Annotated in this window: 19 protein-coding genes and 1 other annotated feature; of the genes, 17 read left to right on the top strand and 2 right to left on the bottom strand. The window is 39.7% G+C overall.

The genetic code is table 11. The features are described from left to right. The first annotated feature begins 16 nt into the window (after positions 1-16). The 13 genes from lon (at position 17) to JSQ81_RS02685 (ending at position 16628) form a co-directional block, all read left to right on the top strand. Positions 17-2359: an endopeptidase La gene (gene lon, locus JSQ81_RS02745; protein WP_212606214.1), complete on the top strand. Its 2343-nt coding sequence runs from the start codon at positions 17-19 to the stop codon at positions 2357-2359. Next, entirely contained in the window at positions 2346-2927 is a 582-nt protein-coding gene (gene yihA / locus JSQ81_RS02740) for a ribosome biogenesis GTP-binding protein YihA/YsxC (RefSeq protein ID WP_212606213.1), read from the top strand. Before lon ends, yihA begins: the two co-directional genes overlap by 14 nt. A 376-nt stretch (positions 2928-3303) precedes the next feature. Beyond that, positions 3304-4668 carry a glutamyl-tRNA reductase gene (hemA, locus tag JSQ81_RS02735; RefSeq protein WP_212606212.1) on the top strand — a complete coding sequence of 455 codons (1365 nt, stop codon included), beginning with the start codon at positions 3304-3306 and terminating at the stop codon, positions 4666-4668. 108 nt (positions 4669-4776) lie between these two features. Further along, a complete protein-coding gene (ccsA, locus tag JSQ81_RS02730) occupies positions 4777-5607 on the top strand; it encodes a cytochrome c biogenesis protein CcsA (protein ID WP_212606211.1) in 831 nt (276 codons plus the stop codon). Positions 5608-5634: 27 nt separating this feature from the next. After that, positions 5635-6570, top strand: coding sequence for a hydroxymethylbilane synthase (gene hemC / locus JSQ81_RS02725; protein WP_212606210.1), 936 nt, complete (start codon positions 5635-5637; stop codon positions 6568-6570). Continuing rightward, positions 6557-7324: a uroporphyrinogen-III synthase gene (locus JSQ81_RS02720; protein WP_212606209.1), complete on the top strand. Its 768-nt coding sequence runs from the start codon at positions 6557-6559 to the stop codon at positions 7322-7324. The genes hemC and JSQ81_RS02720 overlap by 14 nt, the downstream gene beginning before the upstream one ends. Beyond that, a complete protein-coding gene (gene hemB / locus JSQ81_RS02715) occupies positions 7308-8297 on the top strand; it encodes a porphobilinogen synthase (RefSeq protein WP_371812498.1) in 990 nt (329 codons plus the stop codon). The genes JSQ81_RS02720 and hemB overlap by 17 nt, the downstream gene beginning before the upstream one ends. Further along, the gene (hemL, locus tag JSQ81_RS02710; protein ID WP_212606207.1) at positions 8298-9590 is read left to right on the top strand and encodes a glutamate-1-semialdehyde 2,1-aminomutase; all 1293 of its coding nucleotides are present in this window, start codon (positions 8298-8300) and stop codon (positions 9588-9590) included. Positions 9591-10354: 764 nt separating this feature from the next. Further along, on the top strand, positions 10355-10999 hold the full coding sequence (locus JSQ81_RS02705) for a hypothetical protein (RefSeq protein WP_212606206.1): 645 nt from the start codon (positions 10355-10357) through the stop codon (positions 10997-10999). 226 nt (positions 11000-11225) lie between these two features. Next, positions 11226-11456 (top strand) — a binding site (T-box leader). 50 nt (positions 11457-11506) lie between these two features. Further along, positions 11507-14152: a valine--tRNA ligase gene (locus JSQ81_RS02700; RefSeq protein WP_212606205.1), complete on the top strand. Its 2646-nt coding sequence runs from the start codon at positions 11507-11509 to the stop codon at positions 14150-14152. 260 nt (positions 14153-14412) lie between these two features. Further along, on the top strand, positions 14413-14898 hold the full coding sequence (locus JSQ81_RS02695) for a type IV pilus modification PilV family protein (protein WP_212606204.1): 486 nt from the start codon (positions 14413-14415) through the stop codon (positions 14896-14898). 18 nt (positions 14899-14916) lie between these two features. Beyond that, positions 14917-15375 carry a prepilin-type N-terminal cleavage/methylation domain-containing protein gene (locus JSQ81_RS02690; protein WP_212606203.1) on the top strand — a complete coding sequence of 153 codons (459 nt, stop codon included), beginning with the start codon at positions 14917-14919 and terminating at the stop codon, positions 15373-15375. 14 nt (positions 15376-15389) lie between these two features. Next, positions 15390-16628, top strand: a complete 1239-nt coding sequence (locus tag JSQ81_RS02685) for a hypothetical protein (protein WP_212606202.1) — start codon at positions 15390-15392, stop codon at positions 16626-16628. A 284-nt stretch (positions 16629-16912) separates the two neighbouring features. Here the strand turns inward: JSQ81_RS02685 and JSQ81_RS02680 are convergent, their stop codons facing one another. Together JSQ81_RS02680 and JSQ81_RS02675 are read right to left on the bottom strand one after the other, a co-directional pair. Further along, positions 16913-17710 (bottom strand): ATP-grasp domain-containing protein, encoded by a 798-nt coding sequence (locus JSQ81_RS02680; RefSeq protein ID WP_212606201.1) that lies wholly within the window; start codon positions 17708-17710, stop codon positions 16913-16915. Beyond that, positions 17707-18573: an ATP-grasp domain-containing protein gene (locus JSQ81_RS02675; protein ID WP_212606200.1), complete on the bottom strand. Its 867-nt coding sequence runs from the start codon at positions 18571-18573 to the stop codon at positions 17707-17709. Before JSQ81_RS02675 ends, JSQ81_RS02680 begins: the two co-directional genes overlap by 4 nt. 62 nt (positions 18574-18635) lie before the next feature. Here JSQ81_RS02675 and JSQ81_RS02670 point away from each other — a divergent pair, with 62 nt between their 5' ends. From JSQ81_RS02670 to JSQ81_RS02655, 4 genes are all read left to right on the top strand, one after another. Next, positions 18636-19841: a bifunctional folylpolyglutamate synthase/dihydrofolate synthase gene (locus JSQ81_RS02670; RefSeq protein WP_212606199.1), complete on the top strand. Its 1206-nt coding sequence runs from the start codon at positions 18636-18638 to the stop codon at positions 19839-19841. 116 nt (positions 19842-19957) lie between these two features. Next, complete coding sequence (locus JSQ81_RS02665) at positions 19958-21664, top strand: sensor domain-containing diguanylate cyclase (RefSeq protein ID WP_212606198.1); 1707 nt, start codon at positions 19958-19960, stop codon at positions 21662-21664. A 17-nt stretch (positions 21665-21681) separates the two neighbouring features. Next, positions 21682-23430, top strand: a complete 1749-nt coding sequence (locus JSQ81_RS02660; protein ID WP_212606197.1) for a sensor domain-containing diguanylate cyclase — start codon at positions 21682-21684, stop codon at positions 23428-23430. A 306-nt stretch (positions 23431-23736) separates the two neighbouring features. Then, positions 23737-25092 (top strand): VanW family protein, encoded by a 1356-nt coding sequence (locus JSQ81_RS02655; RefSeq protein ID WP_212606196.1) that lies wholly within the window; start codon positions 23737-23739, stop codon positions 25090-25092. Positions 25093-25096 lie beyond the last annotated feature (4 nt).

Raw genomic sequence — 25096 nt, 5'->3', positions numbered from 1 at the left:
TATTTATGGAGGTGACATGGACGTGACAACAACGACTACAAAAAATGAAATACCTTTATTGCCACTTCGCGGTGTCCTTGTTTACCCGACAATGATTTTACACATCGATGTTGGTAGAGGTCGCTCCATTGCGGCGATTGAACATTCTATAGAACAAGACAGCCTAATTTTCCTTGCGACGCAAAAAGATGAGTCCGTTGAAGATCCAACGCCTGAAGATCTTTATGATATCGGAACACTTGCTTATGTAAAATCGATGACCGAGTTGCCGAATGGAACGTATCGTGTCTTAATCGAAGGTGTCGAGCGTGCCGAATGGACGAAGTATGAAGAAAAAGAGGATTACTCTGTCGCAAGCATAACTGGCATAGCTGACAATGTTGAAAAAGATTTTGAAATGGAAGCACTAATGAGGACGCTTCTTTCCTATTTTGAGAAGTACTCCAAAGTTTCGAGGAAAATCAAGAAAGAAACGTATGATTCAGTAGCCAAAATCGTTGAACCAGGGCGACTAGCGGATACGGTTACATCTCATTTGCCGTTGAAAATCGAAGCGAAACAAGAACTTCTGGAGTTATTCGACGTGAAAGAACGTTACGAATGGCTTATTGGCCAATTACATAATGAGCAAGAAGTTCTCGAATTGGAAAACAAAATTAATGCACGCGTTAAAGAAGCGATGGAAAGAACGCAAAAAGAATTTTATTTGCGGGAACAGATGAAAGCGATTCAAACTGAGCTTGGAGATAAGGACGGCAAAGGATTGGAAGTTGCCGAACTTCAAGCGCGTATCGAAGAAGCGGATATGCCTGCTGGCGTAAAAGAAGCAGCGGAACGCGAACTGGATCGGTATGAAAAAGTCCCGGCTGCATCGGCGGAAAGCGGCGTTATTCGAAATTATATTGAATGGCTTGTTAATTTACCGTGGTCAGAAGCGACAACAGATCAACTCGATATTAATCATTCCGAAGAAATTTTAAATCGCGATCATGAAGGACTTGAATTAGTTAAAGAGCGTATTCTAGAATATTTAGCGGTTCGTCAATTAACAAATTCATTGCGCGGGCCGATACTCTGTTTGGCAGGACCTCCAGGTGTGGGTAAAACTTCACTTGCTCGTTCAATCGCAGAATCTCTCGACCGTAAATTCGTTCGCATTTCACTCGGCGGTGTTCGAGATGAATCTGAGATCCGCGGACATCGACGTACGTATGTCGGGGCAATGCCGGGTCGAATCATTCAAGGTATGAAAACAGCCGGTACAATCAATCCGGTATTTTTACTTGATGAAATTGATAAAATGTCGAATGATTTCAGAGGGGATCCATCATCGGCGATGCTTGAGGTGTTAGATCCTGAACAAAATGCAACTTTCAGTGACCACTATATTGAAGAACCGTATAATTTATCCAATGTCTTATTCATCGCAACCGCGAATGATCTAGGTCCGATACCGGGACCATTGCGCGATCGGATGGAAATTATTTCGATTGCAGGTTATACGGAAATAGAGAAAAGTTCGATTGCAAAAAATCATTTAATTCCGAAGCAAATGAAAGAACATGGACTGACAGGTTCGCAGCTTCGAATTAATGATGAAGCGATATTGGATATTATTCGCTATTACACGCGTGAAGCCGGCGTTCGAGGTTTGGAACGTCAAATTGCGGCGATATGTAGACGTGCGGCAAAACAAATTGTCACGAATGAAAAGAAACGTGTTATTATTACAGCGAACACGCTGGAAGCCATTCTAGGTAAAAAGAAGTTCAGGTATGGACTTGCTGAGTCTGAAAATCAGATTGGCGTTGCGACAGGACTTGCTTATACGCAAGTCGGCGGGGACACATTGCAAATTGAAGTGTCATTGTCTCCTGGAAAAGGTAATTTGGTTCTCACTGGAAAGTTGGGCGATGTCATGAAGGAGTCTGCACAAGCGGCTTTTTCTTACGTCCGTTCGAAAACAGAGGCGTTTGGAATCGATCCTTTATTCCACGAAACAACTGATATTCATATTCATGTTCCAGAAGGTGCTGTTCCGAAAGACGGTCCATCCGCGGGAATTACAATCGCGACAGCGTTAGTATCTTCTTTGACCAATCGGAAAATCCGAAGAGAAGTGGGCATGACGGGCGAGATTACACTTCGCGGTCGTGTACTTCCAATCGGCGGCGTAAAAGAAAAAACATTAAGTGCGCATCGTGCTGGATTAACGACGATAGTATTGCCACGTGATAATGAACGGGATGTTGAAGATGTTCCTGATAGTGTCCGCGCGGAATTATCGTTTGTATTCGTTAGTGACGTTGAAGAAGTGCTTAAAATTGCATTGGAGGCGTCAGTAAATGAAAGTGAATAACGTTGAAATGATCATGAGTGCAGTCAGACCGGAACAATATCCGACTGAAGGTTATCCGGAATTTGCACTCGCTGGTCGTTCAAATGTAGGGAAGTCGTCATTCATCAATAAGATGATTGGACGCAAAAGCCTTGCGCGTACATCATCTAAACCGGGAAAAACACAAACGTTAAATTTCTATAAAATAGAAGAACAATTGTTTTTCGTCGATGTGCCCGGATACGGTTACGCGCAAGTGTCTAAATCCTCGCGTGAAGCGTGGGGGAAAATGATTGAAACATATTTGGTTGAAAGAGAAATCTTAAAAGCGGTTGTTCAAATTATCGATTTGCGTCATCCGCCGACCAAGGATGACAAAATCATGTATGAGTTTTTAGTTCATTACCAACTACCGGCAATTATTATCGGAACAAAAGCCGATAAAATTCCAAAAGGCAGCTGGAATAAACATAAAAAGATCATTCGCGAGAACCTCAACATGCGTCCTGAAGATCCACTGATTGTTTTTTCATCTGAAAAAGGGATTGGGATGGATGAGGCGTGGGGCGAAATTAAAAAAAGAATGTAATAGGCGGCGTGGCTCGATTGATGATTTATGTCAATCGAGTTTTTGTTGTTTAGTAGAGTTGTGTGGTATTGGTCGTTTGAGTCGGTGTTATGGTCGTTTGGCGGTGCGCTTTAGTCGCTTTTCCTCCTGTTATGGCCGCTTCATAGTCTTCTATAGTCGTTTCCCGCGCTTTATTGGTCGTTTGGCATATATCGACAAAAAATGCACATCCATTGTCAACGTCCTTTATCCTTGGTAAAGTTAGTTTAGAGTAGTTCTTAATATGTTGAATAAACTAGTGTGAGTCATACGCTGTTCACAATTGGAAACTAAATTTAGGCCACAATATGTTATAATTGAAATAGTGAATTAGAACGTGAAAGGTGTGAGCACTGAAGTGCATACAATCGTAGTAGGTGTTAACCATCGAACTGCACCTGTTGAAATAAGAGAGAAGTTGGCGTTTGTTGAAACAGAATTGGCAGAAGCCATGCAAACGTTGCAACAACAAAAAAGTATTTTAGAAAACACAATCATATCGACTTGTAATAGAACTGAAATCTATGCAGTGGTCGATCAATTGCATACAGGACGTTATTATGTAAAGCGCTTTTTAGCGGATTGGTTCAATGTGCCAATGGAATCATTCGAGGCTCACCTCGTTATCAATGAGAATGATAAAGCGATCGAGCATTTAATGAAAGTGGCCGCGGGAATGGATTCAATGGTGCTCGGCGAAACGCAAATTTTGGGACAAGTCCGTGATAGTTTCCTCGAAGCGCAGTCTATTGGCGTTACAGGGACTGTTTTTAATGAGCTGTTTAAACAAGCTGTAACATTTTCTAAACGCGCGCATTCAGAAACAGACATCGGTGCAAATGCTGTGTCGATTTCTTATGCGGCAGTCGAACTTGGAAAACAAATATTCGGTTCATTGAATCACAAGCATATTGCGATACTTGGTGCGGGTGAAATGGGCGAACTGGCTCTCCAGAATTTACAAGGTAGCGGTGCTGAAAAAGTAACTGTTTTGAACCGTACATTTTCAACTGCTGAAGAAATCGCCAAGAAATTTGGTGGCGTCGCGAAACCAATCAGCGAGTTACAATGCGCTTTATTGGAAGCGGACATTCTAATTACTTCAACATCGGCGACAAAATTCGTTATTGATTACGATTTAATGAAAAACGTTGAGAAAATGCGCCGTGGCAATCCGATATTCTTAATCGATATCGCGGTGCCGAGAGATCTCGACCCGAAAATTGGCGAGATTCCGAATGTGTTTCTTTATGATATAGATGATTTACAAGGAATTGTCGATGCGAATCTTGCGGAACGTGAAAAAGCTGCGGAGAAAATCGGCTTGTTGATTGAAGGACAAATTGTCGAGTTTAATGAATGGCTCGCGACGCTTGGTGTCGTTCCGGTAATCACTGCACTCCGTGAAAAGGCACTTCGCATTCAAGGAACAACGATGGAAAGCATGTTGAATAAAATTCCGGATTTAACAGAGCGCGAGAAGAAAGTATTAAGCAAACATACAAAGTCGATTATCAACCAACTGTTAAGAGATCCAATCTTGCAAGTAAAAGAAATGGCGATGGATCCTAAATCAGCTGAAAAAATTGCGCTATTCCAACAGATTTTTGGAATCGATGAAGAAGTTGAAAAGGAAAAAGAGGAATTGGCCAGACTAGCACAAAAGCGGCTAGCGGCTAGGTCGGAAGATCATCTTTCCTCGGAACCTGATTTGTCATTTTGACGATTATTAAAAGGGCTTTTCCTCATTGCAAATGATACACTGTAAATGGGGAAACGCCTTTTTAAATCGTTTAAAATCGGACTCTATTTCAGGAAGGGCTGAAACGTTTTGGCTGATATCACGATGACGAGGCTGCACGAATGGATGGTCATCTTGTATGCGTTCAGTCTTGTCTTTTATTTCATTGACTATTTAAATAAAGATAAAATCGCGCACCGAGTCGCTTTTTGGATACTGACCGTTGTGTATGCGATGCAAACAACTTCATTAATCCTATTTATTGTTGAAACGAGACGCTTTCCGATATTATCATTATTTGAAGGAATTTATTTTTATGCTTGGCTATTAATAACGGTATCTATTTTGCTGCATTTATTTTCAAAGCCAAGTTATATGGTGTTTTTCCTTAATGTTATCGGCTTCATTTTCATGACGATTCATACATTTGCCAGAACGCAAATCAAGCAATCGCCAATTGGAGATGCTCTAATATCAGAACTTCTTTTCATTCACATTACATTCGCGATTATGTCCTATGTCGCTTTTGCGATATCATTTGTCTATGCGATTTTGTATTTATTATTATATAAAATATTGAAAAAGCGGAAATGGTCGAAACAATTTGTTCGATTACCGTCGCTTCAACAAACCGCGACAGGCATGAAAGTCGGCGTCATTATCGGTATTCCATTACTGATGATTAGCCTAATTCTTGGAACACAATGGGCGCATCTCGTGTTGAATGAGTGGTCTTTCTTTGACTTTAAGATTGTTAGCTCGTTTTTAATCCTGATTTTGTATATTCTTGTTTTATTGGCCATGCATACAGGTAGACTGAGAGGAAATAACAGCGCATGGGCGAATATATTTGTATTCCTCTTTGTTATTATTAATTTCTTTCTGGGCAGCACATTGTCCGGATTCCATTTTTGGGTTTAATGAACCCCTTATGAAAGGTTGAGTTGAATGAGAAAAATCATCGTAGGTTCGAGAAGAAGTAATTTAGCCATGACACAAACAAAATGGTTTATTGAACAACTGAAAGAGGCGGGCGTGCCATTCGAATTTGAAATCAAAGAAATTGTGACAAAAGGTGATCAAATCCTTGACGTCATGCTATCCAAAGTAGGCGGTAAGGGACTTTTCGTAAAAGAAATTCAACAAGCGCTTCTCAATAAAGAAATCGATTTTGCTGTACATAGCTTAAAAGACATGCCGGCTGAATTACCTGAAGAACTCATCATCGGCTGCATTCCACCGCGCGTTGATGCACGTGATGCATTCATTTCAAATGGCCATGTGAAGTTTTTAGACCTGCCAGTAGGCGCGGTTGTCGGTACGTCAAGCCTACGTCGTAGTTCACAATTACTGTTGCTACGTCCTGATTTAGAGATCAAATGGATTCGCGGAAACATTGAAACACGCATGAGAAGATTGCGCGATGGTGAATATGACGCGATTTTACTAGCAGCTGCGGGCATGAAACGTGTCGGTTGGGATGACGATGTTGTGACTGAATATATGTCCGTAGAAGATTGCATTCCAGCTGTCGGTCAAGGGGCATTGGCCATCGAATGCCGCGTGGACGATAAAGAATTATTGGCTGAACTTGCAAAAGTTTCGGATGATAAAACATGGAAAGAAATTGATGCGGAACGTACATTTTTATCGGAAATGAACGGTTCTTGCCAAGTTCCGATTGCTGGATATGCGCAGTATGACGGAACAAATATCCACTTTACGGGATACATCGCTTCACCAGATGCTACTCAAGTATTTAAAGATAGCGTTGTTCACTCGGATCCAGTTGAAGCAGGGAAGCAAGTTGCAAAAACACTACGTGCTGAAGGTGCCGGGGATGTTATAGAGAAAGTGATGGCCGAGATGAATGAAGGAAAGTGAACCTTTAAAAGGGAAGACAGTCGTCTTTACCGGAACGCCGAAGTCAGAAGATGTATTTGATTTGGTAAGAACGTACGGGGGAGATCCAGTATCTCTCCCGCTAATAAAAGTCGCGGAATTAATAGAGCCTACTGATAAATTACGCCTTGAAGCTAGTCCGTCTTATGATTGGCTTATTTTCACAAGTCAAACTGCCGTATCGGCATTTGAAGCGAAAATGAAGCGCCACGGCGTATCTGCTGACATGATTCCATCAAATATCGCGGCAATCGGCACACGCACCGCAGCCGCACTTGAAAAAATCGGGTTTTCAGTGCAATTTATCCCGACAGTTTTTAGTGCAGATGTTTTCGTGAAAGAATTTGACCCAGAGGAAAATGATATTCGCCGATTATTATTTCTACGAGGATCGATTGCAGGACCTACAATCAGTGAGGAATTGCCGTTTGAAGTTGATGAATGGACAATCTATAAAACTGAAAAAGCCGGAGAAAACACAGAAGCGCTTGTGGATTTATTGCAACGCGAAAAGGCTGTTTCGGTGTTATTTGCGAGTCCATCAGCTGTCGAGATATTCGCAGAAGAAGTGGCACCCAAAACCGGGTGGGACGGCTACACTGTAGGAGCTATCGGGCATGTCACTGAAAAAGCACTGAAAGAAGTCGGTGCTACTGTTCATGTCCGACCTGAGACATATACTTTAAAGCATCTCGTCGATAAATTGGCGAGCCGAAAGGATGTTACGTTTGGATAAATTAAATTTCCGTCGAAATAGACGGTTGCGTAATTCTGGAACACTACGTTCGATGGTAAGGGAAACAGTTTTACAAAAAGAAGATTTCATCTATCCGATTTTTGTCGTCGAAGGTGACGATATTAAAAATGCAGTTGAATCGATGCCGGGCGTCTATCAATTGTCGCTGGATCATCTAGCTGCCGAAGTGGATGAAGTGGTATCGCTTGGAATCCCGTCGATTATATTGTTCGGTGTTCCGAAAAAGAAAGACGCAGTGGGGACTGAAGCGTATGCAGATGAAGGAATCGTTCAACAAGCAACTCGTTTTGTGAAAGAACGTCATCCGGATCTCGTCGTGATTGCGGACACTTGTCTTTGCCAATATACAGATCACGGGCATTGCGGCGTCATTGAAGACGGCTATGTATTGAATGACCAGTCGCTTGAACTATTGACGAAAACGGCAATTAGCCAAGCGGAAGCCGGTGCGGACATTATCGCGCCGTCGAATATGATGGACGGATTTGTCGCGGCAATTCGCCGTGGGCTTGATGAGGCAGGATTTGTCAACATCCCGATTATGTCGTATGCAGTCAAATATGCATCCGCTTATTACGGACCGTTCCGCGATGCGGCGCATTCATCACCTCAATCCGGAGACCGTAAAACCTATCAAATGGACCCGGCAAACCGACTTGAAGCAATTCGTGAAGCAGAAGCAGATGTGGAGGAAGGCGCAGATTTCTTAATCGTTAAACCGGCGCTTTCGTATCTTGATATCATGCGCGATGTGAAAAACAACTTCACTTTGCCAGTCGTTGCTTACAATGTGAGCGGGGAATACGCGATGGTGAAAGCGGCAGCGCAAAATGGTTGGATAAACGAACAAGAAATTGTGATTGAAACATTAACAAGTATGAAACGTGCAGGTGCGGACTTAATTATGACGTACCATGCAAAAGATGCAGCTAAATGGTTGGAGGGAAAATAATTGGAAAAAAATTATACGAACTCGAAACAAGCGTTTGAAAAAGCAGTAGACTTAATGCCGGGCGGAGTTAACTCGCCGGTACGCGCATTTAAATCGGTGAATATGGATCCGATTTTCATGCAAAGTGGTAAAGGTGCAATGATTACGGATATTGACGGCAATGAATACATCGACTACGTTCTTTCGTGGGGCCCGCTTATTTTAGGCCACTCGGATCCGGATGTTGTTGAAGGTATCAAGCGTGTTGCAGAAACGGGTTCAAGTTTCGGTGCGCCGACATTGGCTGAAAATGAACTTGCAGAACTCGTTATCGACCGCGTACCATCGATGGAAATGGTACGTATGGTGTCATCGGGAACGGAAGCGACGATGAGTGCACTTCGTTTAGCACGAGGCGTTACAGGTCGTAATATTATTTTGAAATTTGAAGGATGCTACCACGGACACGGCGACTCTCTGCTGATTAAAGCAGGTTCTGGTGTCGCGACACTAGGACTTCCAGACAGCCCGGGCGTTCCAGAATCCATTGCAAGAAACACAGTCACGGTTGCTTACAATGATCTTGAAAGCGTGAAAGTTGCCATCGATGAGTTCGGTGACGATCTTGCAGCAATCATTGTTGAGCCTGTTGCTGGAAATATGGGTGTTGTCCCACCGCAACCAGGATTCCTAGAAGGTCTCCGCGAATTAACTAGCGAAAATGGGTCAATGCTAATTTTCGATGAAGTTATGACAGGTTTCCGCGTTGGTTACAACTGTGCACAAGGACATTTTGATGTTCAACCAGATATTACTTGTCTCGGTAAAGTAATTGGCGGCGGACTACCAGTTGGCGCATACGGTGCGTCAAGAGAAATCATGGAAAACATCGCGCCGGCAGGAACTGTTTACCAAGCAGGTACGTTGTCAGGTAACCCACTTGCAATGACTGCGGGTATTGAAACGTTGAAAAAGTTAACACCAGCATCTTATGATCATTTCATGAAGCTAGGCGACCAACTTGAAGCTGGTTTCCGCGCGGCGGCTGAAAAGTATAATATCCCGCACACAGTAAACCGTGCAGGATCGATGATTGGTTTCTTCTTCACGAATGAGGATGTCATCAATTATGACAAAGCTAGAACATCAGATCTTGAATTGTTTGCAGATTACTATCGTCTAATGGCGGAAGAAGGCATTTTCTTGCCGCCTTCACAATTCGAAGGCATGTTCATCTCAACAGCGCATACTGAGGAACATATTGCGAAAACGGTTGAAGCGTTCCATACTGTGTTTGAAAAGTTAGCTCGATAATAATTAATTCATACCGGGTACTTGAACGTATTATTGTTCAAGTACCCGGTTTTTTCATGGATATCGAAAGAAATAGTTCGCCCCTGTCGCTTCCTATACTCCAAACGACCAAAACCGCCGTCGAAACGACTATAGTGCATCCTCAAACGACTAAAACCCCAATCGAAACGACTATAGTCAATTCTAAACGACTAAAGAGGCTGTCGAAACGACTAATGTGACTCAAAGCACCTATTTCAATTGATTTTGCCTACGAAACCGTCGATTTCCGTTCCGGGCGGACGCGTTCCTGCGGGCGAGCGCCGAGCCGCTTCCCTCGCTGCGCTCAGTCCAGGGTCTCGGCTGTCTCGCTGATTCCGCTGGAGTCGCCACCCTGCACTCCAATCAACTATTACTTTCGCTGTATAAAGAAAGTTATTTAGTGACTACTTTAAATTGTGAAACTTTGTATGTATTTAGTGCGTAACAATAAAAGCAATTTTCAAATCTTCAACTACAAAAACGTCAATCATCTACAAATAAAAATCCAGCGTAGGCGCCTCACAAGTGGTAGCCGGAGCAATAAGACTGATAGTGGTTTTCTATCAGGCTTATTGCGGGAGGCATCCACCAGCGCCGAAGCGTTCTTAGTAGGTTATGCTTAGTGGCCTTTTTCAATGGACTTGCTATATTTTGCTTAACAATATAAAACTTCCCCCAAATCATCTTCTAACAACCAATCACCAAGCATACAATTGTTTGTGAGGGAATAGGAGGAGAAAAATATGAAAACTGTACAATGGCAAATGAAAGAGGACTTTGTATTTCCGGAAGCGACGGGAACTCCAACAGGTACAGAGTCGGTCAGAGTAACGCCGAGGTTCACAATCGATCGATCCAACGAAGCATCGGTCCGCATGACTGGCATCTACCATCTAGCAGTGAATGTCCAATTTGACCTAGAAGCACCTAGAACTGAGCAAGTAGAATCTGCAATTTTAATTGACGACGTCGAGCTTAATGGGAACTTAGGCTATTTTGAATATGCAGTTCCGTTTAATATTGATTTACCGCCCGAGGCAAATGATCCTTTAAACATCGTTACGGCAAATGCGCAATGCGAAATGGAAGGACAAGGCGCAATTGCAGTCATTTGGGAAGTGCAATGTTCTTACAGGGAAATCATTGTTGTCCCAAATGATAGTACGAACCAAGCTACAGTAGAAGATACAGTAGAATCACCAGAAGTTGCTGAAACAGCCGAAGTGGTTGAAGAAAAATCTGCTCCAGAACACACTGTGAAATATGAAAACGTATCAATTCAAGATGGGGAAGAAGATGAAACATTAGGATTCCTCGCTGGATTAGAAGACGGTGTTTCAACAACGCTTTTTCGCTCAAATAATGTTTCGGTGCAAAGCGAAAGCTAATCCTCCGAGAAAGCACAGTAATAGAAAATCGCCGGCTGTCGGGACGATCAACATGCGAATTAATTGAAAAACGGCAATCGGAATAATAATGGTTTTAGCATAAAATCTGCATTTCCGTAACCAAGGTGGCAATAAGTATGGGTTATAACCTTTTCTCATAACACAATCCTTTCGTGATTTACTTGACGTACTCGCCTGTTTTCCTATATAATCAATTCAACTGCATATTGATGCGATGAACGGGAATAGTACGTGACATAATTTTCTAAAGAGAGGGTGCCAACGGTGAGAGGCCCTGTAAACGATGCACAGAATGTCCCCCGTGAGCAGTTTCCATGAACAAGATTATTCTTCATTAGTGGAAACCGGTTTGAAGCCGTTATACAAGTATGAGGTGTACATTTTTTTGCTGTGCACAAATAAAGGTGGTACCGCGAACAACTCCTTCGTCCTTTTTTAAGACGAACGGAGTTTTTTTGTATCCAAAATTAAGAGGAGGAACTAACCATGTCAACTGAAGATTTATCAATGCCGACTAAATACGAACCCGGGACAATTGAAAATGGCCGTTACCAATGGTGGCTCGAAGGGAAGTACTTTGAAGCCCAACCAGAAAGCGGTAAAGAACCTTATACTATCGTCATTCCGCCGCCGAACGTTACGGGCGTACTCCATCTTGGGCATGCCTGGGATACGACACTCCAAGATATTTTAACGCGCATGAAACGCATGCAAGGGTACGACGCGTTATGGCTTCCGGGAATGGATCATGCGGGAATTGCAACTCAAGCACGTGTTGAAGCACGTCTTCGTACAGAAGGTAAATCACGCTATGATTTGGGACGCGAAAAATTCATTGAAGAAACATGGAATTGGAAAGAAGAATACGCTTCCCATATTCGTGAACAATGGGCGAAACTAGGTCTTGGCCTTGACTACACGCGCGAACGTTTTACATTAGACAAAGGATTATCGGAAGCGGTCCAAGAAGTCTTTATCAAACTTTACAATAAAGGGCTAATTTACCGCGGTGAATACATCATTAACTGGGATCCGAAAACAAAAACGGCTTTATCGGATATCGAAGTTATCCATCAAGATGTGCAGGGTGCATTCTATCATATGCGCTACCCACTAACAGATGGAACTGGCAGCATTGAAATCGCGACGACGCGTCCTGAAACGATGCTCGGCGATACTGCGGTTGCGGTTCACCCTGAAGATGAACGTTACAAACATTTAATCGGTAAAACAGTGACGCTTCCAATCGTTGGACGTGAAATTGAAATTATTGCTGACGATTACGTGGATATGGAATTCGGAAGCGGTGCGGTTAAAATCACGCCAGCGCATGATCCGAATGACTTTGAAATCGGAAACCGCCACAACCTAGAACGAGTTCTCGTGATGAACGAAGACGGATCGATGAATGAACGTGCTGGAAAATATAAAGATATGGATCGTTTTGAATGTCGTAAAGAAATCGTCAAAGATCTTCAAGAAATGGGCGTTCTATTTGAAATCGAAGACCATCTCCACTCAGTCGGTCATTCAGAGCGAAGTGGCGCGGTAGTTGAGCCGTACCTATCAACACAATGGTTCGTTAAAATGAAACCACTTGCGGAAGCGTCGATCGACCTTCAAAAAGGCGAAGGAAAAGTCAATTTCGTTCCGAATCGTTTTGAAAACACATACCTCAGATGGATGGAAAACATCCACGACTGGTGCATTTCACGCCAACTTTGGTGGGGCCACCGAATTCCAGCTTGGTACCATAAAGAGACCGGTGAAGTTCATGTTGGCAATGAAGCGCCAGAGGACATAGAAAATTGGAAACAAGATGAAGATGTCCTAGATACATGGTTCTCATCTGCACTATGGCCGTTTTCAACAATGGGTTGGCCTGATTTGGACAATGAAGAATTCAAACGTTACTACCCGACAAATGCACTTATTACAGGGTATGATATTATCGCATTCTGGGTGTCACGCATGATTTTCCAAGCACTCGAATTTACAGGAGAACGTCCATTTGAAGACGTTTTAATACACGGTCTCGTTCGAGATTCTGAAGGAAGAAAAATGTCGAAATCACTCGACAACGGAATTGATCCGATGGAAGTCATCGAGAAATACGGTGCCGATGCACTTCGTTACACACTTTCAACAGGCGCATCACCGGGGCAGGATATCCGATTCTCCATGGATAAAGTCGAATCCAATTGGAACTTCGCCAATAAAATCTGGAACGCATCCCGTTTCGCATTGATGAATATGGACGGAATGACATACGATGAAATCGATTTATCCGGCGAGAAATCAGTCGCAGACACATGGATCTTAACTCGTTTGAATGAAACCATCGAGCAAGTAACAAATCTAGCCGATAAATATGAGTTCGGCGAAGTAGGCCGCTCACTCTACACATTCATTTGGGATGACTTCTGTGACTGGTACATCGAAATGGCGAAGTTGCCATTATACGGTGAAGATGAAGCAGCGAAAAAGATGACGCGTTCAGTACTCGCATATGTCCTTGACAATACGATGCGTCTACTGCACCCGTTCATGCCATTCATCACCGAAGAAATCTGGCAGAACCTCCCACACGAAGGCGAATCAATCACAATCGCGCCGTGGCCGACGGTTGATGAATCATTGTCCGATAAAGAACGTGCTTCTGAAATGAAATTGCTAATGGACATCATTCGATCCGTTCGAAACATCCGTGCAGAAGTGAACACGCCAATGAGTAAAGAAGTTCCGCTCTATATTTCAACAAGAGACGACAAAACAGCCGAGATTTTCGAAACGAACAGAAAATACATCGAACGTTTCTGTAATCCAAAACCATTAACAATCGGTAAAGGAATCGCAGCGCCAGGCAAAACAATGTCAGCCGTCATCACAGGCGCAGAATTATTCTTACCACTAGAAGGCTTGTTAAATATTGATGAAGAACTAGCTCGTTTAGCAAAAGAGTTAAAGAAATGGGAAAGTGAAGTCAAACTTGTCCAAGGCAAACTCGCGAATGAACGATTTGTGAATAATGCACCAGAAGCAGTTGTAGCTGAAGAACGTGCTAAGGAAAAGGATTATCTTGAGAAATATGCGACTGTAGAGAAGCGTATGAAGGAATTGAAGGAGATTTAATTGAAAACACCAAAATAAAACTGGCCCCGTCACACCGTGTGACGGGGCTATTACGTTATAAGTAACAATTTGTCAGATGGAAAGCAAAGATTCAAAAAATAGTTGAATGTGGTAACATATTCCTTGTAATCTGTGGTACTATTGATTCAAGTATGAAAGATTTAGTGATTATTAATATTGAATATAGGCGTAATGAATTACAAAGTAATTATTTTCAGGAGAACTAATCGGAACCGTTTAACTTGGAAAGGAGATTTGCTATGCAGAAATATTTTCGGAATGATAAGGGACTATCCCTTATCGAGGTTCTTGCATCCCTGGTTATTTTAGGTATTGTTTTCGTAGGATTTATGACGATTTTTCCACAGATGACATTGTTTAATAAAAAGACAGAAATAAAATTGGAAACGATGAACCTTGCTAGAGAAGAAATTGCACTCATTAAAAATAAGAAAGAACCATATGTCAGTCCCTTGAACCAGAATGATATTAATGCCATAATTTTAGGAACTAATGAAACAGTCATTAAAAATCCGGTTGATCTATCTAAAAATGCATTAAGAATTAACTATGAAAAAAATGATTATATATATGAAGCAGACTTTTATACAGATCCAGTTCCAGATCTTGATAGTAAAATTCATCCAGAAAATATTATATTATACAAGGTTCATTTAAAAGTATTAGCAGACGGGAAAATAAATAGTGAATCTTATGGCTATATTGAGGCTAAAATAGTTAAGTAGGAAAAGGAGGATAGTAAAATGTTTGTAAAAAATGAAAAAGGTATTACATTAATTGAACTTCTTGCAGTACTTGTCCTTGTGTCATTAATAGGTACACTTATTATGACGACCTTTACTATCTCCTTCAAATATAATGTCGTAGAAACAAAAAAAGTTAAAATGCAACAAGAGGCGAACTATTTAGTTTCATTGATATTACAAAAACATCGGACTTTAGATGCATACGAACTTATTGTTACTAGCGATGATAAACTAGTTTTTAAAGAATGCAATAACGTGCAAATACCAACCTCATGTGACGGCGTTGAAAGTATTATAGGGAGCAATTATCATTACTCTTTACTAGATAACCCTGGAACTATTCTTCCGAAAGAAAAGGATTTTTCGACGACTTTAATAGTAAAAGATCCGAAAAACGAGGAATTGAATGTTGAAGTAAAGACCAGGTTTGCAAGATACAAGTCAACTACAAATTAAGGAGGAAGTAAAACATGTGGAAGCAGGGAAATGAAAAAGGATATACACTTTTAATCGTGCTTTTTGTCATCACTTTCATCATGATAATTTCTGCATCTTTTGTAACTGCGTCGGTCAGTAACGCTAAACAGGAGAAAGTTATTGACACAAATAATATGGCTGTGGTCGCGGCAGAGATGGGAATAGATTATTATTTAAATAAAATGGAAATTGAAGAGGTTAAAGCAACTAAAAGTACCCTTACAACGATAATCGAACCATACTTAATTGCTTATAATTCTTGTCAGAAAAACAAAAGTCTTCCGATTTGTACGTCTATCAAAACAATAGATGATATTAAGGCCGATGCTCTGAAGCATTATAAGGATAAATTAGAAGGCTCTATCAATTCATTTGCGACTGAAGGCAGTACACCATTAGATTCTACCCATACATTACCTTCCTATAATTTAAGCAATCCAAAATTATCAATTGAAACATTTGAAAATATGAAAGATAAAATAATAATTAATTTTAAGGTAATAGGCTCATCCATTTCACAACCGGAAAGAGAATTGAGTACAGTTCTTGAGTTTAATATACCAGAGTTTATAACAACTTCACCATTGGAAGATAATCCCGGAACAGAAAATATAACGGCCCCGGAGGATGTCTTTAATTACTTTCAATCAAGAGATGATTATAAAAAAGTAACTTCACCTTGCACTGTAAATGGACATTGTGATCCAGGTAAATTTTACTCTAGCGGCAATGTAGATAGCGATAACCCAAATAATCAGGGTGGTTTGATTTGGGTGCATAAAGGATTCTTGGACGCAAAAAACAATATGAATAAAATGAACTTTACATTAATCGCACAGACTATTAAGGTGGTAAATAATTTAAAAATGGAGGTCGCGGGAAGGGTTATTTTGCTAGGAATTAAAGATGGCAACGGAATGGGAATTGGGGAATTAACTATTGGGAAAGATATAGAAGTAAGTCCCGGTGGTATGTTTTGTATAAATATTGATGGTTTTCCAAAAGACAAAGTGGAAAAATTAACTTTCGATAAGAAAACCGCAGATAATCGCGTAGTTTTTTATTCAGGCGCTGTTAAACCTAATTGGCCTTCAAATGCAAAGGACAGTCAAAAACGAACTGGATCATTATCAGCATTTGTTAATGAGTGTGCCGGGTCAACAGTTATTGAAGGTGCCAGTTACGAAGCTAATCCTGAAACACCAAATTTTGAAGTAGATGTAAAATATTAAGTTTGTCCTGATTAATCAATAATTGTTAGCTTCGTAGAATAAATCGCTACGAAGCTTTTATTGTTTGTGAAATACCTACGCATTCTATTGCTATCGATTTATTTGGCATCTCGGATTTAGGGTCTTTACTTACATACGCTATTTATTTTTTAAATCGTTACTACGATAATTACGTAGACTCAAGTAATTTGGTAATCAATTTAATGAGATCAATTTTTTATTTATAATTATATGAAACTTATTCCAAACAGGATAATACGGGAGTTTTAATCGATATAATATATTTATCGGTAATTTTGTTTTATCAATATATAATCCATCAATTTCTTTGCAACTGAAAAATCATGCGTTTGATACAACGATCGTGCTCCGACAGGGTCTTCGATTTCATTCAATATCAAACGTCCATTGGTGAGCAATAAAAAGTCGATTCCAATGTAGTCGCTTTTAAGTGCTTTTGCAATCCGAACAACTTCATTTTCCTGCCAACTGGACATTTTATATTTTTCAATAGACCCACCTAAAATGTAGTTAGATTTAAACGAATCATTACCCCTACGTTTAACAGCCCCTACAATTTTTTCTCCAATAACAAAAACACGAACATCGGTTGCATTCGATTCAGTATATGGTTGAACAATAAGGCTTCTATTTGTAAATTTAGAAATAAATCCTTTTGCTTCTACCGCAGACTTACAAAGAAATACCTCATTTCCACCATGACCATCCGCAGTTTTTATAACAACGGGGTAAGATTGAATATCATTTATTGAACGAAGTTTTTTAGTTGGAACTGCTGGCACACCCAATAGAGTGGCTAATTCAAATGTCCGAAGTTTATCATTCGCAATCCCATTCACTTCAGAACGATTAAAAACTCGAAACCCTTGTCGCTCAAATGATGCAGATATTTCCGGATTCCGGTCTCTGAACAATATGAAATCTGCATCAGCATCTGGTTGTTCATCATCAACAATCAGTTGGAGATCAATGCCACTTTTGTTCGCTTCGTCTATTAAATCATGGATAAACGCGCGATTCCTTATTGATTCTTCCCTGGAATAATAAACATAACCTTTCATCCAATTTCCCTCAATATATACGCAATCATCGAATCGGCTACATTAATCCCCGTGACATTGTAAATATTTCGTATATGGGCAGCTGCGTTTACTTCACATACAAGTGGTTCTTCATTTTCACCAAATAATAGGTCGACCCCAGCAAACTCGGCACCCACAGCATCGGCTGCACGCATAGCTAGATTCTTTTGCGCATTCGTTAATTCAATATCTTTCGCAACTCCACCATTTGTAATATTAGCTCGAAAATCTGTTTCTGAATGGCGGTACATCGCCGCTACAATTTCACCACCGACGATATTTACACGAATATCTCGTCCTTTGCTCGTTTCAATAAACTCTTGAAAAACGTAGTCGACTCCGCGCAGTTCACCTGTCTTCGCGTAAAACTCCTCTTTCGTTTCAATTAAATAAACCCGCATCCCAAACGATCCATGACCTTCTTTAATAATCATTGGAAGTTTTAATTCTTCGAGAATTTTTTCATAATAACCAGATTCAGCGATCGTAAATGCTGGATATACTTTTGGTGCAATAATGGTTTTAGGCATTGGAATGCCATGCTTCGACAACTCCAAGTATTGATTCGCCTTATTATCGCAGGTTTCGATAACGATGGGATCATTAAATATTCGAATCCCTTTATTTTTCAAAAACTTCGCAAGTAGTATATCTTTGTCTAGAAAAACAACAAAATCTGGTTGATGTTTGAATTCAATACTCAAATCCATTATTACTTCATAATTTTTCTTCAACTCAGCTTTTATGCCCGCCCGTTCAGCAGCTTCCTTAATTAATACTGCCTGATCTTTAAATTTATCACTTGTCAAACTTCCGTTATATATTACCCAACAACTAGTCATGGATTTTCCTCCGGTCATGATATAATTAAGCTACTAATATTTTACCACACGGGGGACTTATGATGATTCCAAAAATGAAAGAATATAAAGAACGCTGGGGAATTAACAGCGATGATGCGATAAAACCAGGTTTAGAAGCCATACAAAAAGCACTACAAGTAATTGGAAACCCTGAAAAGACGTTGAAAATCATTCATGTAACCGGAACGAATGGCAAAGGCTCAACAATTGCTTTTATGGAATCAATATTAAAAGAAAATGGGTATTCAACGGGCGTATTTTCTTCACCGGCAATATTCGACATTCACGATCAAATAAGATTGAACGGAACTCCAATTTCAGAAGAAGAATTGAATCAAACATTTAAAGAAATGACAGAGCTAAGTGGTATGTTAACTGATTTTGAACTCCTGACTGTCGCGGCATTCATTTCTTTTAAACGGTCTCAACCAGATTACGTATTAGTCGAAACTGGTATGGGCGGATTACTAGACAGTACAAATGTAGTTATTCCCCTTGTGTCCGTCATTACGTCGATAGCACTTGATCATACGACTTTTCTTGGAACTACCTTAAATGAGGTCGCAGTTCATAAAGCTGGGATAATAAAAAAAGGAATTCCAGTAATAACTGGTCCTTTACAGACTGAACCTTTACAGGTTGTTTCGCAAGTAGCGGGGGAGAAGGGGAGTTTGCTTCGGATTTACGGCATTGATTTCAGTATGGAAAACGAAGAACAATTTAAAGGGCAACAAAACTTCAAGTTATGTGAGCGCAAAATGAAAGGCGAACATCAAGGTATAAATTCCGCGATTGCGATTCAAGCCTTACTTATGGCTGGTATATCACTTTCGGAAGATAAAGTTGGTAGCGGAATAGCAAAAACCGAACTTGCACATCGATTCCAAGAAATTGCCCCCAGAATCTTTTTGGACGGGGCTCATAATCCTGCAGCTGCTAGGGCGCTTACAAATACTATTAAGACGGAGTTCCCGAATGAGAAGGTAGACTTTGTGATTGGGATGTTAAAAGGAAAAGACATTAAAGGTACGTTGGACGAACTTATTCCCGTAGCGGAATCTTTTACGTTTATTACATTCCCGCATAAAGAAGCTGCCAGTGGAAATGAATTAATGGAGAAATGTAATTTTAAGAAGAAAAAAGTACTAGTTGCTCTAGGAGGCACTATAGAACTAGTCGAGAAAACGAATACCAAGAGTATAGTCACGGGTTCGCTCTATCTTTTAGCAAGTCTTAAATACCGATAGGCAATAATGTTTAATTGAAAATTTATGCGATTGTGTAAGTGACAAAGTACGTTTAGTTTGTTAAGATTTCAGTATATTCAGCGAGATAGTAGATACTAAGTTATGAGAGGTGAATTATGATGAAAATATATAATAGAACTACTTTATGGGCTTTTATTGTGTGGTTAGTCATAGTTCCGCCTGGGCTGATTTATCTATTATCAAATTACAATCTTCATGAAATCAATTGGATACATCTATTCATATACATAGCGTTTGGTTTTATCACGCTGTTATATCCAATAAAAAAAGGTGGACAACCTCTTTTTCTGGTCATGTGGGTAACAATACCCGTGTTCTTGAAATATGGGATAATGGCTGAAATTATCGTGATGCAACTATCTGTGCTTGCTTTTTTGTTAACGTCTGGTAATACGTATACAATGTTAAGTCGATTTTTTCTTAACTCTGCACTATTTTTCACTTTATCAATGATTAGTGCAAATGTATTTCACCTAGTTGGCGGTGAAATAGGTATGATGGAGTTTTGGCCAGTTATTTTAGTTTTTTTTTGTTATCAATTTTCCCATTCGTTTATTAGGGATTTGTTATTAAAGCTCTATTCATATATAAAATCGACCCCTTCCAATTATTTATCGAACAAAATATTATCGGACTATGCTTCAGGTTTTGGTGTAATCCCTGTCTCATTAACTTTATATTTTTTAACAGAATACGTTGGATTTGGAGCGGTTTTTCTACTTGGCGTCCCCTTTTTAATAATGACGTATATGCTCCGAATTTATAGCAATACAGAAGAAATCAATCGTAATTTACAACAGGCTGGTGAAATAGGCCACCAACTCTCAAATAATGTAACTGAAAAAAAGGTCGTTGATCAATTTATTGAAAAGGTTTCGGAAATGTTTAATGCAGAATATGCATATTTATTCAATCATCAAGATGGTTGGTTAGAATTAGTGCGTTCCTATGAAAAAGGAGCATTCGTTGAAGTTATTTTTAATCGACTTTCACCTGGACAAGGTATCGCGGGATCAGTTCTCATGTGGAATAAACCTATTATTTATTCGAAGCGAGATGAGTGGGAGAAAGACTCTAAAGATTATGCCCCTGATCAAATGCAAAGTGTTCTTTGTTTACCAATTTCACGTGATCAAAACATTGAAACGGTGCTTTTTCTTTCAACGCAAAGAAGATCGGCATTTAAGGAATATCATCTTCAAATTTTAGACATTCTTTGTTCATATTTCACGGTGTCCGTGGAGAAAGCGCGCAACGTCGAAGAAAAGGTAATTAAAAGTGAACGTTGCGCACTTACCAAACTATATAACTTTGGGTTTTTGGAAGACCGACTAGAATACGAGATGAAACTTGTAAATGAAGGATTAATAGATGAACTATCGGTATTAATGTTGGATATTGATCATTTTAAAGCGGTTAATGATACGTATGGCCATCAAAGCGGGAATGAAGTACTTCAGACGCTTGCTCGGATTTTAAAGAAACATGTTCCTCAAACAGGAATCGTCGGGAGGTACGGGGGAGAAGAGTTCGTTTTAATACTTCCAGGAATGTCCAAGTACGATGCAAAGATATTTGCAGAACAAATTCGTTCTGAAATTGAAAGTTATGCATTTCAAGTGTACCCAAGCCTGAATAATCAAAGTGCACCAGTCCTGATATCGATTACTGTAAGCATAGGCGTATCGAATGCGCCTGAGGATGCTGATGAAGCAAAAGTTTTGTTATGCAATGCGGACCGTTCACTTTATCTAGGCGCGAAACAAGCCGGACGAAATCGTGTTGCTGGTTATATTAAATAGAAAAAGGAAGGAAGGGAATGACGGTGGATGTTTCTAGAAAACAGCAGATAATCATGTTCTTTATTTGGCTGCTTGTCGTTCCAGCTTCCTTCTTTTTAGCCAAAACTTATTTCCCTGCAAGAGAACTTGATTGGATGAATATTGTAATCTTATTTTCAATCATGTTTTTAACGATGTTACTCCCAATTCAATTTCAAAACATGACAATTTCATTGGAACGCTGGATTACATTGACAATCTTCTTACAGTATGGACTCTTCATCGAAATAGTTTTTATACAAATGGCTATGTTAGTTATACTTTTCACGGAAAAAAGCACATTGCCTATTACGCATAAGTTTTTAGTGAATTCTACGATTTTTGCATTTACATCACTTTTAAGCGGGACAATTTACCATGCTTTGGGTGGCACCATTGGGTCGATGGATTTTTCTAAAGTATTTTATTTCGGACTGATTTATGCAATTTCATATTCGCTTATCAATAATGTATTGTTGAAGGTCTATTTTCATTTCAATTCACATATTTTCTCTTTGACTTCGAAAGGTGCTCTATGGGATTATATGTCAACAATAATCATGGTGCCGTTCGGAATTGCACTATACTTCTTAAATGAGCATCTCAGCAATAAATCGCTTCTACTCATCGGGATTCCTTTCGTAATTGTTTTGTTCATATTAAGAATGTTTAACAGTTCCACAACAGTGAAAGACCAGCTATCAAGTGCTTCTGAAATTGGACATGAACTCGCTGACCGATTATTATTCGACGAAGTTATTGAAACATTTCTTGTGAAATTAAAAGATGTAGTTCCGTATGATAACGCGTATGTGGTAGATCTTCGTGGCGGTATTAATTTTGTGCCTCTAATGGGCAACGGACCGAATGGTATAACGAAAGAGGTAAAAGGCCTTTTATTTCACGATATTAAAAAGGCTGATGACGGTCTGGATGCTTTTTTTACAAGGATTTATTTTAATGAAAAAGATATAAAAACATTAACGACTATTGAATTTATCGGTACCATTCGAAGTGTTTTAACAGCTCCGATTATTCGTAATGAGGTTACAGAAGGCTTTCTCATTCTAACTTCTTTTCGTAAAAACATGTTCCAACCAGAGAGTTTGAATCTCATTGATATTTTGACAGGCTTTTTTGCAATTTCATTGGAAAAAGCTCGATTTTATGAAAGTACAATCGAGAAAGGTGAGCGATGCGGGTTAACGAAACTGCATAACTTTTCCTATTTAGAACCTAAACTAGAAGAAAATATGAATGAACTTCATGAAGGGAAGTTATCAAGCCTTTCTGTCATTATGTTGGATATCGATCATTTTAAAAAAATTAATGATACGTATGGACACGAATGTGGCAATGTCATCTTAGTCAGCCTGGCCGACTTGCTCAAAAACTTTAAAACAACTAACACAACGTTGGCAAGATACGGTGGGGAAGAATTTGTTTTCGTGTTACCGAATACCACAAAAGAAGAAGCCTCAGAACTTGCAGAGGAAATTCGTGTTGAAGTGGAAAGAACAAATTTCGTAATTACACCAGATCTAACAGAAGAAGAACCTATCGATAGAAAATCGATTGACGTCAATATAACGATAAGTTTAGGTGTTGCCACTGCCCCGGAAGATGCTGAAAATGCAAAAGATTTACTTCGTAATGCAGATCGTGCGCTTTATATTGGCGGAAAACAATCGGGTCGAAATTTGGTTGGCGTTTATAATGACAGTGAAGCTAGGGGTGCTAGAGTTTAATTAAAGGCCGATGTCTAATATTATCGATTCTTGATGGGTGTTAGTGCTTATATATTAAAAAATAGCGTGTACAAAGTGATAAAGTCACTTCGTGCGCGCTATTTTTTGGTTGTTTTCAGTGAGAAGAGTACCACGTATCGAGGTACAAGTTCCCGGTTTCTAATACATTTTATTAAATCTAGTTGCTTTTTACTATACCATTGTATAAACTAAAAATGAGGAAATCATTCCCTGTAAGAATAAACTTATTTAATAGATAAATTAGTAATTTATTCGATAAAACTATCGAATTGAGGGGGTTTATCATTGAAAATAAAGTCCTTTTTACCCATATTATGTTTAGTCGCCATTATATTTCTAATCTATCAAATGGTTAGTCCGGGCTTGCAAGCATCCGCTAGAGATGGTTCTTCAAATGCTACGATTGCGGGAATTGAAATTACGGAAACGAAGAAAGCGGCAATCCAAGCGCAAGTAGCTTCTGAAGTTGAGAAATGGAAAAGTAATGATGTGATCGTTGAAGGTACCACTGCAAAAATTAGTGTGCCTGGCTCTTACTTTACATTTGATATTAATAAAACAGTAGATCGGTTTATAGCATTAACAGAAACGCCTTGGTATAAGTTTTGGGAAGATACTAAAAGTACCCAACTGCCAATTGAAGTTGTCATCGATGAAAACATTCATGAGTTACTGAAAGAAGCGCCTTTATTTTATGTGGATGAAACAGTTAATTCGATCATGGAACACGCACAATTATTAAATGCGGGTTCTGTCGAAGCAACAGAAGTAGAACTTTCCATAGATAATCTAGAACGAATCTCCTTTGAAATTCAAGACGTTTCTGTGGATGGGACAGGCATTAAAGCAATAGCCGAAGCACTGAATGATACGACAATCGTCAATGATGAACAATTCTCATTCCTAACAATGTTAGGAGAAGTAGATGAGTTCTATAGTGAAGAAACAGCCGATTTTGTTGCATCTACTTTGTACAGCGCAGTCTTGCAAACTGACTTAACAATACTAGAAAGGCATTCTCAAAATGCTATGCCGAAATATTTACAGCCCGGTATTGAAGCGAAGGTAAATCAGGCAAGAACTCTGGATTTCAAATTCCTTAACAAAACTGAAACGCCATTCATGATTTCTGCATCGCTTAAGGGAGGCAAGTTAGCCGTCGAATTGCACTCATTTAAATCGAAATACGAGATTACCTATTATGTTTCTGATAAAGAGCATGTCAAACCTAGAACAATTTACAGACTTTCACCTGAATTAGCGATGGGACAAGAAAAGGTAGTAGAAGAAGGTAAAGATGGTTTGCGCATTCAAGTCTTTAGAAAAATTTCTGAATTGAATTCTTCATTCGAAGATGATGTACTCGTTAGTCGTGACTTTTATCCACCTAAGAACAGGGTGGTTTTAGTATCTTCGGCGGCGCCAGTAGAAACAACGACAAACGAAGAGTCAACTGATTCCACAACGGATGATAAGAATTCAGATGAGAGTCCTTCGAAAGAGACGACCAACGACGAAGTGAAATCAGACACTGAAGAAAAAACAGGTACCGAAGGGAAAACAAGTGATAAAGATGCTAAAGCAGATGAAAGCGCTGAATACGATAAAGGCGGAAACTTAATTACTTCCGACGAAAAATAAAGAA

Origin of the sequence: Sporosarcina sp. Marseille-Q4063 (genome assembly GCF_018309085.1) — a bacterium.
Taxonomy (GTDB): Bacteria; Bacillota; Bacilli; order Bacillales_A; family Planococcaceae; genus Sporosarcina.
The sequence above is the reverse complement of the archived record's forward strand: the minus strand, read 5'-3'. Positions and strand labels throughout refer to the sequence as shown.

Bases quoted from the DNA above. Each gene is read 5' to 3' on its own strand.
- JSQ81_RS02680 (WP_212606201.1), bottom strand. From the start codon at position 17,710: ATGAAAGGTTATGTTTATTATTCCAGGGAAGAATCAATAAGGAATCGC.
- JSQ81_RS02670 (WP_212606199.1), top strand. From the start codon at position 18,636: ATGATTCCAAAAATGAAAGAATATAAAGAACGCTGGGGAATTAACAGC.
- JSQ81_RS02660 (WP_212606197.1), top strand. From the start codon at position 21,682: ATGACGGTGGATGTTTCTAGAAAACAGCAGATAATCATGTTCTTTATT.
- hemB (WP_371812498.1), top strand. From the start codon at position 7,308: ATGTTACGTTTGGATAAATTAAATTTCCGTCGAAATAGACGGTTGCGT.
- JSQ81_RS02705 (WP_212606206.1), top strand. From the start codon at position 10,355: ATGAAAACTGTACAATGGCAAATGAAAGAGGACTTTGTATTTCCGGAA.
- lon (WP_212606214.1), top strand. From the start codon at position 17: ATGGACGTGACAACAACGACTACAAAAAATGAAATACCTTTATTGCCA.
- JSQ81_RS02720 (WP_212606209.1), top strand. From the start codon at position 6,557: ATGAAGGAAAGTGAACCTTTAAAAGGGAAGACAGTCGTCTTTACCGGA.
- JSQ81_RS02685 (WP_212606202.1), top strand. From the start codon at position 15,390: ATGTGGAAGCAGGGAAATGAAAAAGGATATACACTTTTAATCGTGCTT.
- yihA (WP_212606213.1), top strand. From the start codon at position 2,346: ATGAAAGTGAATAACGTTGAAATGATCATGAGTGCAGTCAGACCGGAA.
- JSQ81_RS02695 (WP_212606204.1), top strand. From the start codon at position 14,413: ATGCAGAAATATTTTCGGAATGATAAGGGACTATCCCTTATCGAGGTT.
- JSQ81_RS02690 (WP_212606203.1), top strand. From the start codon at position 14,917: ATGTTTGTAAAAAATGAAAAAGGTATTACATTAATTGAACTTCTTGCA.
- JSQ81_RS02665 (WP_212606198.1), top strand. From the start codon at position 19,958: ATGATGAAAATATATAATAGAACTACTTTATGGGCTTTTATTGTGTGG.
- hemC (WP_212606210.1), top strand. From the start codon at position 5,635: ATGAGAAAAATCATCGTAGGTTCGAGAAGAAGTAATTTAGCCATGACA.
- JSQ81_RS02700 (WP_212606205.1), top strand. From the start codon at position 11,507: ATGTCAACTGAAGATTTATCAATGCCGACTAAATACGAACCCGGGACA.
- JSQ81_RS02675 (WP_212606200.1), bottom strand. From the start codon at position 18,573: ATGACTAGTTGTTGGGTAATATATAACGGAAGTTTGACAAGTGATAAA.